16 protein-coding genes are annotated in these 15,936 nt (G+C 46.3%); 7 read left to right on the forward strand and 9 right to left on the reverse strand.

Annotated features, from left to right (window positions below):
* The first annotated feature begins 186 nt into the window (after window positions 1-186).
* Complete coding sequence (locus U2F10_RS23815; RefSeq protein ID WP_499873428.1) at window positions 187-645, forward strand: hypothetical protein; 459 nt, start codon at window positions 187-189, stop codon at window positions 643-645.
* Between the two features lie 871 nt (window positions 646-1,516).
* Here U2F10_RS23815 and U2F10_RS23820 read toward each other — a convergent pair.
* Both U2F10_RS23820 and U2F10_RS23825 read right to left on the reverse strand, forming a co-directional pair.
* On the reverse strand, window positions 1,517-3,562 hold the full coding sequence (locus U2F10_RS23820) for an NACHT domain-containing protein (protein WP_499873429.1): 2,046 nt from the start codon (window positions 3,560-3,562) through the stop codon (window positions 1,517-1,519).
* A 129-nt stretch (window positions 3,563-3,691) separates the two neighbouring features.
* On the reverse strand, window positions 3,692-4,345 hold the full coding sequence (locus U2F10_RS23825) for a hypothetical protein (RefSeq protein ID WP_499873430.1): 654 nt from the start codon (window positions 4,343-4,345) through the stop codon (window positions 3,692-3,694).
* Window positions 4,346-5,532: 1,187 nt separating this feature from the next.
* Here U2F10_RS23825 and U2F10_RS23830 point away from each other — a divergent pair.
* Both U2F10_RS23830 and U2F10_RS23835 read left to right on the forward strand, forming a co-directional pair.
* Window positions 5,533-6,591, forward strand: a complete 1,059-nt coding sequence (locus U2F10_RS23830; RefSeq protein WP_499873431.1) for a hypothetical protein — start codon at window positions 5,533-5,535, stop codon at window positions 6,589-6,591.
* Between the two features lie 521 nt (window positions 6,592-7,112).
* Entirely contained in the window at window positions 7,113-8,381 is a 1,269-nt protein-coding gene (locus U2F10_RS23835) for an SUMF1/EgtB/PvdO family nonheme iron enzyme (protein ID WP_499873432.1), read from the forward strand.
* A gap of 89 nt (window positions 8,382-8,470) precedes the next feature.
* Here U2F10_RS23835 and U2F10_RS23840 read toward each other — a convergent pair whose 3' ends face one another.
* Complete coding sequence (locus tag U2F10_RS23840) at window positions 8,471-8,875, reverse strand: GIY-YIG nuclease family protein (RefSeq protein ID WP_499873433.1); 405 nt, start codon at window positions 8,873-8,875, stop codon at window positions 8,471-8,473.
* Window positions 8,876-8,970: 95 nt separating this feature from the next.
* On the opposite strand from U2F10_RS23840, the gene U2F10_RS23845 reads away from it, so the two are divergent.
* The 3 genes from U2F10_RS23845 to U2F10_RS23855 all read left to right on the forward strand — a co-directional run bounded on the left by U2F10_RS23845 (window position 8,971) and on the right by U2F10_RS23855 (window position 10,553).
* Window positions 8,971-9,891 (forward strand): tyrosine-type recombinase/integrase, encoded by a 921-nt coding sequence (locus U2F10_RS23845; protein WP_499873434.1) that lies wholly within the window; start codon window positions 8,971-8,973, stop codon window positions 9,889-9,891.
* Window positions 9,892-9,918: 27 nt separating this feature from the next.
* Complete coding sequence (locus tag U2F10_RS23850; protein WP_499873435.1) at window positions 9,919-10,131, forward strand: hypothetical protein; 213 nt, start codon at window positions 9,919-9,921, stop codon at window positions 10,129-10,131.
* A 140-nt stretch (window positions 10,132-10,271) separates the two neighbouring features.
* Window positions 10,272-10,553: a hypothetical protein gene (locus tag U2F10_RS23855; RefSeq protein WP_499873436.1), complete on the forward strand. Its 282-nt coding sequence runs from the start codon at window positions 10,272-10,274 to the stop codon at window positions 10,551-10,553.
* Window positions 10,554-10,655: 102 nt separating this feature from the next.
* Here the strand turns inward: U2F10_RS23855 and U2F10_RS23860 are convergent, their stop codons facing one another.
* The 4 genes from U2F10_RS23860 to U2F10_RS23875 are packed head-to-tail and all read right to left on the reverse strand — an operon-like array spanning window position 10,656 to window position 13,441.
* Window positions 10,656-11,486, reverse strand: coding sequence for a hypothetical protein (locus U2F10_RS23860; protein ID WP_499873437.1), 831 nt, complete (start codon window positions 11,484-11,486; stop codon window positions 10,656-10,658).
* 51 nt (window positions 11,487-11,537) lie between these two features.
* Entirely contained in the window at window positions 11,538-12,179 is a 642-nt protein-coding gene (locus tag U2F10_RS23865) for a type II toxin-antitoxin system VapC family toxin (protein WP_499873438.1), read from the reverse strand.
* A complete protein-coding gene (locus tag U2F10_RS23870; RefSeq protein WP_499873439.1) occupies window positions 12,179-12,523 on the reverse strand; it encodes an STAS-like domain-containing protein in 345 nt (114 codons plus the stop codon). Before U2F10_RS23870 ends, U2F10_RS23865 begins: the two co-directional genes overlap by 1 nt.
* A gap of 51 nt (window positions 12,524-12,574) precedes the next feature.
* Window positions 12,575-13,441 (reverse strand): ATP-binding protein, encoded by an 867-nt coding sequence (locus U2F10_RS23875; protein ID WP_499873440.1) that lies wholly within the window; start codon window positions 13,439-13,441, stop codon window positions 12,575-12,577.
* A 702-nt stretch (window positions 13,442-14,143) separates the two neighbouring features.
* Here U2F10_RS23875 and U2F10_RS23880 point away from each other — a divergent pair.
* Window positions 14,144-15,118, forward strand: coding sequence for a toll/interleukin-1 receptor domain-containing protein (locus tag U2F10_RS23880; RefSeq protein WP_499873441.1), 975 nt, complete (start codon window positions 14,144-14,146; stop codon window positions 15,116-15,118).
* Window positions 15,119-15,162: 44 nt separating this feature from the next.
* On the opposite strand, the gene U2F10_RS23885 is transcribed toward U2F10_RS23880, so the two are convergent.
* Together U2F10_RS23885 and U2F10_RS23890 are read right to left on the reverse strand one after the other, a co-directional pair.
* The gene (locus U2F10_RS23885; protein ID WP_499873442.1) at window positions 15,163-15,600 is read right to left on the reverse strand and encodes a hypothetical protein; all 438 of its coding nucleotides are present in this window, start codon (window positions 15,598-15,600) and stop codon (window positions 15,163-15,165) included.
* A 3-nt stretch (window positions 15,601-15,603) separates the two neighbouring features.
* The gene (locus U2F10_RS23890) at window positions 15,604-15,936 is read right to left on the reverse strand and encodes a PadR family transcriptional regulator (RefSeq protein ID WP_499873443.1); all 333 of its coding nucleotides are present in this window, start codon (window positions 15,934-15,936) and stop codon (window positions 15,604-15,606) included.

Consider the following 15,936-nt stretch of genomic DNA (forward strand, 5'->3'; position numbering starts at 1 on the left):
TCAGTGAGCCAAGGCAACTTCCGCCAAACACCCCTGTGATCCCCATCACCAAACTTACTCAGCCAATTTCAGAAACCCCTTAAGCAACCTTCAGGTATCGGTCAGATAGCGTTCAGCTAGCCCCGGCATTCTTGTAATCAATGAAGCAAGTCCAATACTTCACTGATTCCTCAAGGAGCTTTAACCATGAAACGCACACTTCTTTCTGCCTTAACTGTTCTCGTTGCTTCCGCTGCGATCTCACCTGTTGCCTCCGCTGTTGAGCCTGCTAACTTCAATATCCAAGAAGCCCGCCTCGAAGCCCTCGACCGCCGCACTAAGAATTCCGTCCACAAACTACGCCTTGAGCACCTCAATAACCAGACCAAGGCTATCGAAGATATTCAAGCTGCTCGGCTAGATGCACTTGACGCTCGTACCAAAGCTGTCGAGGATATCCAAGCTACTCGCTTAGATGCACTTGACGCTCGTACCAAGAACAGTGTTCACAAGCTACGCCTTGAACACTTAAACAACCAGACCAAAGCCGTTGAGGATATTCAAGCCGCTCGTTTAGAAGCGTTGGATGCTCGGACTAAGGCTGTTGATAACATCCAGGAAGCACGCTTAGACGCACTGGATGCTCGGACTAAGTCCATCCGCTAACAGAGCGCTGAGCTGTTGCGGTCCGCAGGTAAACAAGCTTGGGTGCCCAGTGCAGACTCCGTTAATCTGTGAAGCTTCATTCCCAGGGCACCCTTTTCCCACTCAGACTCTCCAAACACACACACTTTTTAGAGCCTCTGCCGATTGGTGGGGGCTTTTTATGGGCTCTTGGAGTAACGTTCAGGACCACATTCCACAGCAGCAGCGTAATCTTGATTTCTATAGGAGATAAGGAATCCTATGAGGTAAATCACATCACCCATAGGATTCACAGGCTATTCAGTTGTAGAAATGATGGGGACCCATCGACGAAGAGCAGATAACAAATGGCGGTTGTTAAGCCTATACCAACCAGTGTTTGTCTAACTTTATTTGCGAACTTGAATTCTTCAATGATTTTTTGAATCATTTTCATTATTCTCCTTCGCCTCCATCAGCAGGAGGCAAGCTTTTCGACCTTTTACGAAGCTTGATAGCGTATACAATCGGCGTTGCCATTTGCGACCTGCTATGGGTCTTCGAGATTAAGTCCCACCCCTCAGAGAGGCTTTTGGAGCTTTGAAGCAAAAAGGGTTTGGTTCAGACACTCCTCAATTAAAGCTAGCAAATGTCTTCCATCAACTAGAAAGTCGGATTTTAAGACTGCCTATGGCGTGATAGCCGAACATCCCACTATCAAAAAGGGGGTAAAGACCCAAACCACTAACACACTAACCACACCCGCACTCGCCCCCTTGCTGACCACCACTTAGCAACACCTGCCCCTCAGGCACACTACCGGCACTGGCATCGCAAACAGAGCAGGCTCAGCCGATACACACCGTACCTGCACCTGGTAACCAACCACCGCATCATTAGGATGTCAGCTGGGTTAATCATCCCCAGCATCGACTACCTCCCCACCTGGAACAGTCAACAATCTGGCCTCAATCGCTTCCCACTCCTTGCGAGAAACCCGAACAGCTGCATTTTTGCAATCGATGATTAGCTTGATGGCGTAGAGGTATTTTTCTAAGGCTTGGGCACCTATACCTGAGAGCATTTTTAGTTGCTGATCTAAGTGAAAGGAGGTTAGATATGCTTCGGTTAATTGATTGGCAAAACTTTGCCATTTGTCAGATGCCGTCTGTATGGCAATGTCTCTGGCAATGTTGTTGACTCTGGCAAAGGCTCCGGCTCTGTCCATGGCTCTGTCCACGGCGGCTAAGATTGAGGGACTTTCCATGGGAGGTGCTTGGCCTCTGGGGAAGTCACTGGGGCTCCAGTTGCCGATGTCTAGGGCTCTGTCTCTCTCTCTGTTGGAGACAATGTTGCTGACAGATGCTAAAAGCCACGCCCTGGATGCCAGGCTCTTTACACTAAGCCATGAACTATCACTTAGACTCGTTGCCCATTGCAATAAGCCTTGAAACTCTGATTCACCAGTCAAGACATTCGCCTGTCGCTCCATCGCCAGCAAAAGCTCATGGCTACGCGTACCTGCTAATCCTGCTGTCAATAAAAAAACCTCTCGCCAGCGTTCGTCTGTCAAATGCTCGCTAACGAATTCCTGAATATCCCACTTGCTACTGATATATAGTGCTGTAAGGTACTCCTGAAGAGTTAAGTGGGAAAAAGAGTACGCATTTGTTGCTCGTTCTACTAATATTCCTTGCTGAACCTCAATTGCCTTGAGAACAGCAGCCCCATCGAGGTGCTTTGGACCGTCTAATGTATCAGCTAGAAACTGTGTAATCCGTTCAGTAAGATCCTGCTGTGAGAAAAAGAGCTGATCATCTTTGAAACTTTGGTAGGCAATCTCAGACAGTAACACCTTCTCTAAATCAGCATGGAAGCCTTGATAAATCGGATCGCGTTCAATCCGTTTCTCAGCTGCCCAATCTTCTAGCAAGATATTGAGTGCCTTTCCATAAAGAGTACTGCGTACAGGGGGTAGTGACTGAGACCGGTCATAAACCAAACACAAGAATATAAGCAGCAGAGGTGTCTGAGCTAGTTCTTTGGCAGACTTGTTCTCAGGTTGTTCTATTAGCTTCCAGAATTCCTTAGAAGTGCCCGATTCTACATCAAGCTCTGAACTAAACCAACGATGAACAAACTGTTCAATTTGCTCGTCGTCGAATTCAGCCATCGTGACATCAGCAAACCGATTAAACCCGCCTTTGTAGGCAGCAATACGGCACGAGGTAACGAAACGGTTCTGACTATGCCGGTCGCAGAAGTTTCTAATCTGCTCAATGACACCATCTACTTGCTTAGAAGGAACCTCATCCAGACCATCCAGCAAAATCAGCATCTTGCCGTCTGAGAGCATTGACTCAACCAGGCTTTCGGCATATGGAAAACCACTAATTTCCAGTTCTTTAGCGATCGCCTGCTGCAGGCTCATCTCTTCACTTTTGAAAGATTTAAGCTCGATGCAAATCGGGACTACGTCATGAGCCAGCCGTTTTTCCAGAGCTTCTAATCCAAGCTTTCGCAGGAAGGTACTTTTGCCGACACCTGGTCCACCCAGCACCATTAAGTACTGCTCGTTATTGGCAGTGGTTAGCCCATCCTGCCGTTCATCTTCACCAACCCTGAAACGACGATTACCCGCTTGCCGATAGAGTTCTTCCAGATTATCCAAGGTTGAAAAATACTTGAGGTCTGAATCCCTGAGGAATTTGACGGCTGTATAGATCTTGTCCAGGGGCATTCCCTCTTTCATCAGGCCGGGAAGCACCTTGATATTGCAATGGCGCTCTAAATAGTTCTGGTGGTAATTTGCTGAGGCTTGTGCGATCGCACGTTGAGCGTTGATACGTTCTTGCTTCAGCTCGGTGTCCCGAAGCCCTGCATGGTATTGGGATTTTAGGGAGTTCCAGGTGGCATCAAAGATAGGGCCGATGATTCCATTGATAACGTCACCGAGCATGGCCTTTATCCCTAGTCACTTTGCCTTTGCCTGTAGCACCTTGAATCATAGTCTAATCGCTATCAACTTCTGAAAAGTAGTCGTAGTCGTTGTTGCTGTCGAGGATTACATCTAATCCACATCTTGATATCACCAGTCAGACTGCCCACATTCAGTGCATCTTTCCATAAGGTCAATACCGTATTGGAAAAGGTCCTCTTCGTGATTGAAGCCAAGACTGATCATATATTGGCCGCCATCGTGTGGGCAGTAGACTTCCATCGTCAGACCATTATCTCGATAAATGTCAAAGCTTAACAATTCAGCGGTCTTAACCCACCGTTGCGTATAGATGCCTGCCAACGGTATGAGACGTCTACTGGAGAACGTTGGTTCGCCTAACTCACATGTCCATTGAGGTTCTCTAAATGTCAGCTCGATATAGCTGATCATGTCACCGTCTTCTGCTTGAGCATAAAACTCGAATGTTTCGTCTTCCGCTGTAAAGCGATCGCCGGTTTCTGCGAGGGTTGCATCCAATTGCTCTGATACTTCCACCAGAGATTGACCATAAAATTGATGAGGTTCCGTAAATTGAGAGGGTAGTGCTAATTTCCTATTCGGAACTCGGGGGGCACCTGGTTGGAAAGGCTCTCGTTCGAGTTCGAGCGATACGAAAATATCTTCATTCAGGTTGGGGAATACAATCGAAAGAATACTAAAACCTATCAATAGAAGCACAGTTGGTGACGCTAACAGTAGCAAGGCTGCAATTAGCAACCCCAGACGCACCTTAGGGTTCATAGTCCGGTTTTAATGTTTACGGTTCTCGATCCTGAGCTGTCCCCGAACACTCATCAGTGTCTCTAGTGTCCAACAAGGCGTTTGACCGCTATTCCGCATTCCCAACTGTCACCAGTACATGAAAGTGCCACCCCCTTGATCTCAAGTTATTTTTTCAACCCTAGCAACAAAGCAAGACCTCCTAACAATAAGGCTTCTGTCACGGTGCTACTAAGATGCTGTTTGGGGTGCTACCAAGGTGCTGTCTGTGGTTAGATACCACCCCTGCGAATAAGGGGGTCGGTATTAGTGGACGCCCTTTGAGGAAAAGGATGATGGAATCCGAATACCGGCAGTAGACCACCAGCAGCACGCCAAGGTTGCTAAGGTTGCCAACGGTTTTCCACAGATGATTAAAACTTTCCACAGGTGCGACCGCCGATCGCAATACCGCCGATGGCACTTTCCCACATGACTGGTCTCAGGAAGATGGTTTGGCTCTAGAGTAACTGGCTTAGCCCTGACGCCGCCATATCCTTATCCTGCCCACGCAGTTCCCCACTCACCTCTAGTGCTCACCTCTGCCACCCTGAAAATTCCGATCCAAGAAGCTCAACATGTCCTTGGGTAACTTCTTCGCGATGTGGGCTGCTGGTTCGTATGTACATTGATGATCGTCGATACGCATGGATCTGATCCATTCCCACATAGAGTGTTGGTTAATTTTTCTACGGATGAGATCAAGAATATATGCACTGCTTAGATGATTAATTTGTACACCGCTCACATTCAATTAGCTTTTTGAAGACCTGGCAAAACCTTTGTGAAACTCATTGCCCTGATTTAGGGTTACAACCAACCATATTGATATCGATATTGATTGATGTGTGCATCTATCCGGTTTTGAAATATGGAGGACCATAGTGTCTTCAATGTTTTGAACGATGCAGAAAGCTTCTCTCTACTAATGAGTTAAATCTACAGCGGGTAAAAATCCTACCTATAAAAGGTCAATATACCCGCTATTTATTAGGGCTTAGGAGCTCTAGAAGAGAGTTATCTCTGCTACAACTTGACTGCCCATTGAAGACGAAAGCGCTGCTTAGACTGATGACGCTAGTGAAGCAGCGTTTTCAGCTTAACTTCAATCGTTAGGCTACTAAGTTCTTCATCGAGTTTCTTCCATTTAGCTTTGAGGGTATAGATTTATGGATTTGTTTTGCATAAAGAAATCAGGAACTGGTACAAAAACTACAGAGTTGCACGTATTATCAGCTTCGTCAGGCTACCAAGAATTTTCTGTTCAGATAGGTACAGTACTTCACGAAACTAATAGTACCTTTGCATTCGCAGTTGCTCAAAACGGTGACTTATTTGCTATAAAAAAATCAGGAACTGGCACAGGATCCACAGAGATACATGTGCTATCTGCAGCAACAGCCTATCGAACTTTTCTGCATCAAGGAAAAACAGCACTTCATGAAACAGATGAAACATTTGAGTTTGAAGTGGCACCAAATAGAGATATTGTCGCAATTAAGAAGTCAAATACTGGAACAAACAGAACAGAAGTACATATCCTCAGTGCTGCCTCAAATTACCAGCAATTTAGTCTCCAAACTGGTACGGGTCTACATGAGACAGATGACACTTTTACCTTCGCAATTGGCGCTAATGGGGATTTATTTGCAATTAAGAAGTCAAATACTGGAACAAACAGAACAGAAGTACATATCCTCAGTGCTGCCTCAAATTACCAGCAATTTAGTCTCCAAACTGGTACAGCACTTCATGAAACAGATGAAACATTTGAGTTTGAAGTGGCACCAAATAGAGATATTGTCGCAATTAAGAAGTCAAATACTGGAACAAACAGAACAGAAGTACATATCCTCAGTGCTGCCTCAAATTACCAGCAATTTAGTCTCCAAACTGGTACGGGTCTACATGAGACAGATGACACTTTTGAGTTCTCAGCAAGAGTGTCAACATTAATTGCTCCTAATCTTTCAGGGCGATCTGCGCCAGGTTCAAGCTCCCCACAGCATCCTGAACTCCCCTTGATGAAAGCCATACAGGTTACTAAGCGTGATAGCACCACAGAAGTGAAGATTGTCCCGGCTGATGAGGAAACAATTGCCGCTTTTGCGACCGCTGGCGGTACCGCTGGTGCTGCACTTGGTAGCGTTATACCTGGAGTTGGAACTGTGGCTGGTGCCGCAGTCGGAACTGCTGTTGGTACTATAGTCGGTGTCATTTTTGGCTAAAAACCTCATAGTGAGATTGCCATGCTTGCAAGGTGTTTCACTTACTGAAAATCCTGCTACTCCAACAATACATTCGGGAGAAACACCTTACACACCGATCCACTTTGCGGCACGCTGAAAGTGGATCGGTGTGACGCAAAGCAAAAGCTTGTGCAGCGGATGATAGGCGTCATCCCCTAACCGCAGATCGCAACTCCCTACCGCCAATGGCACTTTCCCACATGGCTGACTTTGGGAAGATGACTGTGACTTGGCTATAGGATAGCTGCTAGCTGGCTGGTTTTGGGCTTTGGCTGGCTTTTTCTGTGAGGCACTGATGTAGCTTTGTAGCCTCCATCAAGCATGCAAGTGTACTACGTCAGTTACTCCTGTCACTCCAGTATTAAGGCAAGCGTCATGCTTCCTGTCATACACAAAGAAAAACCAGTTTTAATGGGTTATAGATCCAGAAAGCGACCCCCAACCGCCAAGTTAGAGCCGCTTTCTGGCTTTGTTTGAAACTGATAGCCCAATCTTAACTGATGATCCGCATCTTTTTGGCTTATGCCTCAGAGGACAAGGAAGCCGTCACTCATTTATATCAACGCCTTAAGGAACGAGGTTTTCACCCCTGGTTGGATAAGGTTGACTTACTTCCAGGCCAGAATTGGCGAGCCGAAATTCCTAAGGCAATCCGAGAGAGTGGCGTTTTCATTGCCTGTCTATCCAAAAAATCAGTAGCTAAGCAAGGCTATATCCAGCGTGAGTTCAGGATGGCTCTTCAGAAAATGGGGGATATGCCAACGGGGAAAATCTATCTAATTCCGGTTCGCTTAAATGACTGCCAAGTACCTGAGTTACGTCAAGAAGAATATGGAATAAACTTAGCCGATTATCAATGGGTGGATCTGTTTCAAGACGGGGAATTCGAGCGACTGGTGAAGTCGATTGAGCTGCATTTCCCAAATGCGATCGCAACCTCAAATCCTAAGCTTCAGACCTTCACCTTTGAAACTGTCAAGGTAAATAACGAGGGTTCTATCACTAGCCGAAAACAAAGAAGTGCTCAGTATTTCCGTCAGGAACTGGGGAGTGGTGCGTATCTGGATATGGTGCAAATTCCTGGAGGAATTTTCTGGATGGGATCTCCCAAGGATGAAGCTGATCGAAAAGAGAACGAAGGCCCACAGCATAAAGTCGCTGTGCCAACGTTCTACATGAGTAAGTATCCAATTACCCAACGTCAATGGTATGCGGTGTCTCTCCTACCAGATGTAGACAGATCTATAAAACCACATCCTTCCAGATTCAAAGGAGACGATCTCCCGGTTGAGCGTGTGAGTTGGTTTAGCACGGTTGAATTTTGTAAGCGTTTATCCAGGCATACAGAAAAGACTTATCGCTTACCTAGTGAAGCTGAATGGGAGTATGCCTGCCGAGCTGGAACTCTGACTCAATATTATTTTGGAGATAACCTTACAAAAGAACACGCTCATTGTGGTGAAAATTTGCTCAGTCAAACAACTCTTGTAGGAATGTATCCTCCCAATGCTTTTGGTCTTTATGATACGCACGGCAATGTCTGGGAGTGGTGTTTAGACAACTGGCATAATAACTATGACGGAGCCCCTTATGATGGCAGTGCTTGGGTAGAAGGTGGTTACTTATCTTATCGAGTACTACGCGGCGGATCTTGGGCGGACACTCCAGTGAGTTGCCGCTCCGCTCGTCGCAACAGCAATAAACTTGTCGACCGCAACATCAATATCGGTTTTCGAGTTGTATGTTCCGCCCCCGGCCTTCTTCTGTAGCGTTTTTCTCTTGTCACTGTTGCGCTTGGCAAAAGATTTTAGTCTTAATCCAAGATGATAGTTTTTAGATTAGATTGCCACTCTCAAAGTTAAACTGAGTGTCGTTTCACCCAATCCAACACCTCTCCACTCAATTGGTACCATTCTGTTGGTGACTCCACAGAACACCGGGCCGCATATCTGAGGTAGGCAAACCTTTTATGCAATGATTGCTCTTCTTGGATAGTTCCGGGGCTAAAGGCACAGACAATACCTTGCGAACCAGTTTTTTTGAACATCCAATCCTTAATACAGCGAACCCGACTATTTCCCTTGTAGGTGTGTCCTATCTTGCAAATAGGCTGTTCTTTTGCTCTTACTGCATAGATAAATCCTTTTTCTTTTTTATATTCAAGGTTTAGCGACAGCTGTAAAGGCTTGCTGTAGCTTTCAACAACAAAGTCAACATACTCCGAGTTTCGCGTACTCGGGTAGTCCATTAACGTCCTATTCATTTTTCCTAACAATTTCTACATCCATTCTACTTACATATGTAAGTATTGTGTGATAAGACTGTATGCAGAACTCCGGTTTTGTATCCTTCACTCCTATGGATAATTTGGTCTCAGGTGAGGCTTCAGGATTTTCAACCTTAGATAGGGTTGAAAAAGTCTCACGGCTAAAGTTAGTCAATAGTGAGGACACCTGGAAATTGATCGACCTTTGGCTGAATGGAAAATCGGCAAGCACTCAGAAAACATATCGGCGTGATGTTGAGTGGTTTCTTGCCTATATCGATAATCGTGGTTTGCAGTTGGTGACCTTAGAAGATTTGCATGGGTATAAGTCAGCCCTGTGCAATCGCGGGTTGGCTTGGAATACGATTCGCAAAAAGTTGATGGCTGTTAAGTCGTTATTGGCTTTCGGTCATCGGATCGGAGTGCTTGCGGTGGACTGTGGGAAGGCGTTTGCATTAAAGCCAGCCGAGGCCACGCTACACAAAAGGATCTTGTCTGAAAGCGATACGCTGCGAATGGTGCATGGCTATCGCGGTGCTCTAAGGGATCAGCTGATTTTATTAATCCTCTATGCCACCGGGGTCAGGGTCAGTGAACTTTGCTCGATGACCTGGGATAGTTGGGTTGAACTCTCAGATGGTCGGGCTACCGTTACTGTTCAGGGTAAAGGAGGTAAGGTTAGATCTGTTTCGGTGAGTGCTGACGTATGGGGCAAACTGAAGCCGTTAAAGGGGGACTCTGGCAGCTCGGCTCCGGTGTTTGCGAGTCGCACCGGCAGGCATCTAACTAGGGTTCAGGTTAACCGGGTGGTTACCAGAGCTAAAGACCAGGCAGGCATAGATCGCAATGTTTCTCCTCACTGGCTAAGGCATGCCCATGCCACTCATGCGACACATAAAGGCGCTCCCGTTGCCTTGATTCAGAAAACGCTAGGCCACGCAGACGCTAACACCACGATGCAGTACTCCCACATAGCAGCTGGGCAAAGCAGTGGTGATTATCTAGCGCTGTAAGATAGCTGTAAGTATTTAGTAAGCAGCATGGCCACTAGTAGTTTCAGCGCCCGCATTCCTGAGGATTTACACCAAGCAATCAAAGACTATTGCCAGGAGCAGAGTATTAGCCAAGCTGATTTTTTGATTGAAGCCGCAACCGTGTTTTTGGGCCACAGCTTACAGAATCCAACTATTGAACAGCGGTTCATGGCCATCGAGCAAAGGTTAGATGCTATGGAGCGCGCGCTGGATATTTAGGAGGTTTTCAGAGTTTTCAGCACTTTCAGCGATGTTGAAGATTTTTTCTGGCCTACTGCTGTCTACTCCGATCGCTAAGGTGGGCGCTCTGAATTGGCACACGCAAGTCTTATGTGATCTATGAACTCTGTCTATCGTGTTTGAGATCGCGATCCATCGTGTTTGCGATCGCATACTTGACCAACTCTCGAATCTCTGAAGTACTCAGTCTGGATATCTCTACGATTCAGTCCGATCGGATCATCATCATCATCGTGGTTGAGGCTGATCCTGAGCTGGAAAGGATTTCAACCCATAGCTTTCGTAGGAGCTTTGCTACGAATTTGCAGAAAGCGGGGAGGACTGCTGCGGAGATAGGGAGACTTTTGGGAGGAGACTGTTGGGGCATAGATGGGGTGGGGTGGGGATGCCTGGAGGGATGACGGCTGTGACGGCTCGGTGTATTGGTTGAGGGTTGGGGGCTGGGGTGAGTGTTGAAAGCTCACTTGGATATGCATTCAGGTAGGCTTTCGTTGGTTAATCAACTACTCTTCACCAAAGTTATTCCAAAGATGACATGCTAACTCTGCTAACAACTCTTCATAGCTCCATTCCAAGGAAATTATAGGAGTCCTTTCTATTTCTTTCCAAAGAGAATCGTCGAAAACTCTCTTGCCTCTTCTGCGGAATATGGCGACATTAGGAACGATGACGGCGAAAAGTTCATTCATTTCAAATTTAAGATTGCCTTGATATCGCCATTCACGTTCCCATGAGAAGTCAATTGTATCGCTCATTAAATTGACAAGCGAATAGTAGCGAATAATGGAGTCAGCGGCCTCTCTGCCATAACCTTTACAAAACGATCTATATGATTTTTGATTGTCAAAGTGTCGGTCAAATTCACTGAGAAGAAAATCGCGTACTTTGCCAGCTTGAGAATTTATGTATAAAGCTGGATTTGCACCCCTTGCGAGTAAGTGATCTTTCCAGAAAACTACACCATAAGGTTGCAAATTAATGTTGCGGCCTTTGATGTCACGAGTCAAAAACTTTAGTTGATTTAGGGGAGTTTCTGTCAGGCAAACGGTGTTAAATTTTGTTCTTAGACCCCTTGGGAATTCAGTCTTTTTGATCTTTGGGCCAAAAAGGCAATGTGGGTTTCTCGCCTTGATACACTTTGCTTTCAAGATTGAATGAAGATTTGAACGCGCATCCTTACCTTTCTCATAGTCACGTGTCAGATGAATAAGGAAGGGTGAGAAATCATCCCGGACGCGGTGCTCGTTCTTTTTATTCTGCTTTTTTGGCTTGATCATAGGTAAAACTCCCCATACTTGCAGAAAGCCTCTGATGGATGTCACAGGCTTTGCCATTCAGCAATTCATTTCACCCAGACTCACCCTCAGGGAGCATTGGGGTTGTACTCATTGTGACTGGCTGGATCGTCTAGTAATCAAACGTCTTTGCCTTCTCGCTGTCCTAACAACGTTTCCGTTAGCAGTAAAAACCTCTATTCCCGGAACAGTTGAGTAATCACCGTCATCAGTGATGATTTTAGTGATGCCATGTTGCATCATATTCTCGATGATGAATAAATCATATCCATCAACTTTACTAGTCCCAAATTGAGTCAAGGCTTGAGCAGCAGTTGCAGAGTCGATTGACAGATTTTCTAACCTACTAAAAGAATCCGTTATTTGCTCCCAACAGTTTTCAACTAAAGTGACAACGCTTGAACGCCCTGCTGAGTCGTTGTGCCGATATTCCTTTAGGCCGCCACGATAGTCATACCCAGCCAGCTTCGATTCAGACCTCTCAATACGACTCGATAGCTCAGCTAATGTTAAGCCTGAGCAACATAATTGTGCGCCAGCCTGCACAGCAGCTGCAATGTATGGTGGATAGTTGTTTATCTGATACGGCTGAGCTGTACCAGCAATACTAGCGTTGGTGTAAGTCAACCAGTACCAAACATTAGTATCGACCCAAAAAATATCCCCAGCTCGTGGGGAATCATTTCTGATATCGATAATGTCTGCTTGAATTGCAAGATTAATAGCAGCCATTACAAGCAGATAGATTGCTCTTCCACCATGCTGTTAACGGCCTGTTGATAGGTTTCATCTGAGTAATATTGCTGTGCTGTACTGTGAACCTGATTCAATGTGTTCACCCCGACAGGACTTAAGTTAGAAACCTGAATAGCTTTGACCTTATCAGGACTAATGTCTCGGTAAAGCTGGCCGATTGCAAAATTAAAAAATACGGTTAGGTGCCGTTTGACGTCTGAGAAATCTAACGCCACTTCCTGATCGCCTAAAAGTAGTGGATGAATAGCAGCGTAAAGCTTCTCGCCTGCCTCGCGAGTCATTGCATTTTCACCTGTAATTTCATAAACACGAATGCTCATGGCCCCACTCTCCTAGAACGTATGTACTAACAAGGGTAGCTAAATCTAAATTTAGATGCAAATTTTTGTATCACACTTCACGGTTATATTAACTAGCGTCCCCTCAAAATAGCTGTCAATTACTCGATAGTCTTCACTATCTTCACTAAAAATTGCGTATCCATCGTGACTGTATATCTCAATTTTACCTTGCTTGTCCATCACGAAGCTTTTGAGAATACTCAATCCATCTCCACCTGAAAATCCTTTTCGGGTGGAGTGCCCTTTTTCGAAAGCCCACTGAAGCGCATCTTCAGAGGGCATATTTGGACGATTTAGGAAATTACGAACGTTTTCTGGAACACCTACCCCAAAATCAATCACAGTTAGTTTCAAAAGCTCCATGTTTGGGAACTGCTGCCCGCATGTAACGACCCCTATCTGTGAATCGCTGTGCTCAAAGGCATTTTGATATATCTCAAGCGTATTGCTGATAATTTCTTCTTTATAATGATTGCTTATCTTTAGCCACCCTCTCCCCAGCCACTTACCTTCTAGGTATTCAGGGATAGAGTCAAGTTCCTTGTAAGAGTATTGACGATAGGGAACTGAATTGCCACCCCAAGGGTATGGTTCTTCACCAAAAGAAGTTAAAAAATCATTTCGGTCAAGGGTCCTTCTGACGTCATCCTGAATACTTTCAAGGTCTATATCAACGCAAATCCCCTTCAGCTCTAAACTTCGAGCCATGCCACCCAGGAAAGCTATTGCGTTTGGCCTTAAAAACCTACATCCCGAAAAATCAAGCATTACCAATGATGGAAGATGCTCTTGAACTGCTTGCCATTGCCGGAAAAGACGCTTGAAATCGCGAAGGCCATCATTGATTGTTGGTATCCGCAGACGATGTACTGAAGTAACGTTGTAACACTCACGCACAGTCTCACCCTATTGCAATCCAGGAACAAGTGGCAATTGATATCTTAACCACAAAAATGATTGATTAGTGGGAGCTTCATGGGAGAGCTTGCATGGTCTTGCGAATCTTTATGAAAGATAGATAGCAGGAAGATAAATATCGCCCTAACCATATGGATAACTCGGTTTGAATATGCACTTTTCAATGCGGATACTCTGAGATGTGCACTCAGACACTTACATCTAGGCTCATGCCCTCAGGGTGACTCCGATACCACTGCCCTGACCTGTGTTACCCATAGCAAGCGTGATCACCAATCGCCACCGCCAAGCCCCTAGGCCTACCTCCCACCACCTCCCCCGTGGTCGGCAGGTAGGTTTGCTCTACTGGGTGCGATCGCACTGGGCGATTGGACTTTTTCTGGGCGACTTGCTCGGGATTTCCGAGGTGTTCTTAGGACTTTTTTTTTCTGGGGGACCGTTCTTGGGACTTTTTTCTGGGGCCGTTCTTGGGACTTTTTTTTTCTGGGGGACCGTTCTTGGGACTTTTTTTCTGGGGGTTGGGTGGCTGGTGAATGATGAGGGGATGGCGGGAATGATGGCTGGATGATGAGGGGATAACGGGAATTAGCTGATCATTCAGCCTTAACGCAAATAGGCAGGGCTAAGATGTTGGTTCGCTATAGTGGCTGGGGCGAGTGAGTTAGAGAAGGGGGAAGCAGTGTGGCCAATGAAGAGCATCTGAAGATACTGAAGCAGGGGGTTAAAGTTTGGAATCGTTGGCGTGGGGAAAATGATGACATTATTCCTGATCTCCGTGATGCCGACCTCAGTCGTACCGACCTCAATGGTATTGACCTCCATGATACTGAACTCCGTGATGCCGACCTTAGTGGTGCCAAGCTCCATGGTGCGAACCTTATTGGTGCCGATTTTAGTGGTGCGTATTTCTTCAATGCCAAGCTCCGTGGTGCCGACCTCGGTGGTGCCTACCTCGTTGCTGCTAACCTTAGTGGTGCCAAGCTCAGTGATGCCAACCTCAGTGAAACCGAACTCAACAATACTGTTCTAGGCAATCTCAATTTAAGCAATGTCAAGGGCTTAGAAACATGCCGTCACTATGGTCCTAGCATCATTGACCATCGCACACTAGCCCAATCCGGCCAACTCCCCATCACCTTCCTCCGTGGAGTCGGCCTGCCTGATACCTACATCGACTACATCCCGTCGCTGTTCAATCAACCGCTTCAGTTCTACTCCTGTTTCATCAGCTATTCCAGCAAAGACGAGGAATTCGCCCAAAGACTCTATGCCGACCTCCAAAACAAAGGTGTACGCTGTTGGTATGCTCCAGAAGACCTGCCCATTGGAGCTAAGATCCGCGTTGGCATTGATGAAGCCATTCGTCGCTACGATAAGTTGCTGTTGATTCTCTCAGAGAACTCAGTCAACAGCCAATGGGTTGAGCAGGAAGTTGAAACGGCCTTAGAGAAAGAAAGAGAAAAGGATAATCAAATTGTTCTGTTTCCAGTTCGGCTGGATGACGCTGTGATGGACTCGGGTGATGGCTGGACGAGGTTGATCAAGAACACTCGTAATATTGGTGACTTTTCTCGCTGGAAAGATCATGATGCCTATCAGAGGAGCTTCGAACGCCTGGTTCGGGATTTGAAAGCGTCTTTGGTGGCTAAGGATTAGGAGTGATTTTGAGGCTATGGCTTTGGCGGCTAGGGGTAAGTGCTCTATGCCCCCGAGTTCCGGCTAAACAGATTCACGATATGGACTTCAACCGCAGTCCAGACCAGCAGTAAGGTTTTTGTCGCGATGACTAGATTAATGATCCATGCCGGGTACGTTTCCTCAACCAGCATCAGATGATGAATCTCTTCTAAATCTCCTAGCCACTCTTCTCTGTCATCACGAGGGAGAAGATAACCCACGGGTTTGGCTACCCAGCGTAGGGACCAAATGGGACGCAAGCTAACCTTTTTGAGACGCAAGCTAACCTTTTGTATGGCAATGGCTACCGCTATCAGTCCAACACCACCTTTTGACTCAGGGCTGTCAGTCACTGTAGCCTCCTTCAGCTGCAATACTCGAATTGCCTCAACCAGCTCTGCTTCGCCTAATCTAGTGACGCCTCGTAAGGACTCAATAATTTCATCAGGAACTTGGTTCATCTCCTACCCCCCTCGAAATGTAGGCTGCCAGGTGGCCACAGAGTCACGGATAGAGCGAGTCTCCTCAAGAACACTACGCCCTAAGCCAGTCAAACTGTAGTACCGTCTACGAGCACCCCCACGCTCAGGGGCAGATTCGCCATATTCGGACTGGAGCAAGCCTTTCTTTTCAAGGCGTTTGAGGATGGGATATAGGGAGCCCACGGGAATTTTTTTCTGGCCATCTGTCGCCTTCTCAATCGAGCTAGCGATCTCAAGCCCATACATCTGGCGGCATTCAATGATGCTCATCAGCAACTCTTGGGTTGCCGTTATGTCGTATTGTCCATTAGCCAT

It is taken from the genome of Leptothoe sp. EHU-05/26/07-4 (genome assembly GCF_043421015.1).
Lineage (GTDB): Bacteria > Cyanobacteriota > Cyanobacteriia > Phormidesmidales > Phormidesmidaceae > Leptothoe > Leptothoe turfae.

Bases quoted from the DNA above. Each gene is read 5' to 3' on its own strand.
- U2F10_RS23850 (WP_499873435.1), top strand. From the start codon at position 9,919: ATGGCCACTAGTAGTTTCAGCGCCCGCATTCCTGAGGATTTACACCAA.
- U2F10_RS23845 (WP_499873434.1), top strand. From the start codon at position 8,971: ATGGATAATTTGGTCTCAGGTGAGGCTTCAGGATTTTCAACCTTAGAT.
- U2F10_RS23860 (WP_499873437.1), bottom strand. From the start codon at position 11,486: ATGGCAAAGCCTGTGACATCCATCAGAGGCTTTCTGCAAGTATGGGGA.
- U2F10_RS23865 (WP_499873438.1), bottom strand. From the start codon at position 12,179: ATGGCTGCTATTAATCTTGCAATTCAAGCAGACATTATCGATATCAGA.
- U2F10_RS23840 (WP_499873433.1), bottom strand. From the start codon at position 8,875: ATGAATAGGACGTTAATGGACTACCCGAGTACGCGAAACTCGGAGTAT.
- U2F10_RS23820 (WP_499873429.1), bottom strand. From the start codon at position 3,562: ATGCTCGGTGACGTTATCAATGGAATCATCGGCCCTATCTTTGATGCC.
- U2F10_RS23830 (WP_499873431.1), top strand. From the start codon at position 5,533: ATGGATTTGTTTTGCATAAAGAAATCAGGAACTGGTACAAAAACTACA.
- U2F10_RS23870 (WP_499873439.1), bottom strand. From the start codon at position 12,523: ATGAGCATTCGTGTTTATGAAATTACAGGTGAAAATGCAATGACTCGC.
- U2F10_RS23885 (WP_499873442.1), bottom strand. From the start codon at position 15,600: ATGAACCAAGTTCCTGATGAAATTATTGAGTCCTTACGAGGCGTCACT.
- U2F10_RS23835 (WP_499873432.1), top strand. From the start codon at position 7,113: ATGATCCGCATCTTTTTGGCTTATGCCTCAGAGGACAAGGAAGCCGTC.
- U2F10_RS23825 (WP_499873430.1), bottom strand. From the start codon at position 4,345: ATGAACCCTAAGGTGCGTCTGGGGTTGCTAATTGCAGCCTTGCTACTG.
- U2F10_RS23815 (WP_499873428.1), top strand. From the start codon at position 187: ATGAAACGCACACTTCTTTCTGCCTTAACTGTTCTCGTTGCTTCCGCT.
- U2F10_RS23890 (WP_499873443.1), bottom strand. From the start codon at position 15,936: ATGGCTAATGGACAATACGACATAACGGCAACCCAAGAGTTGCTGATG.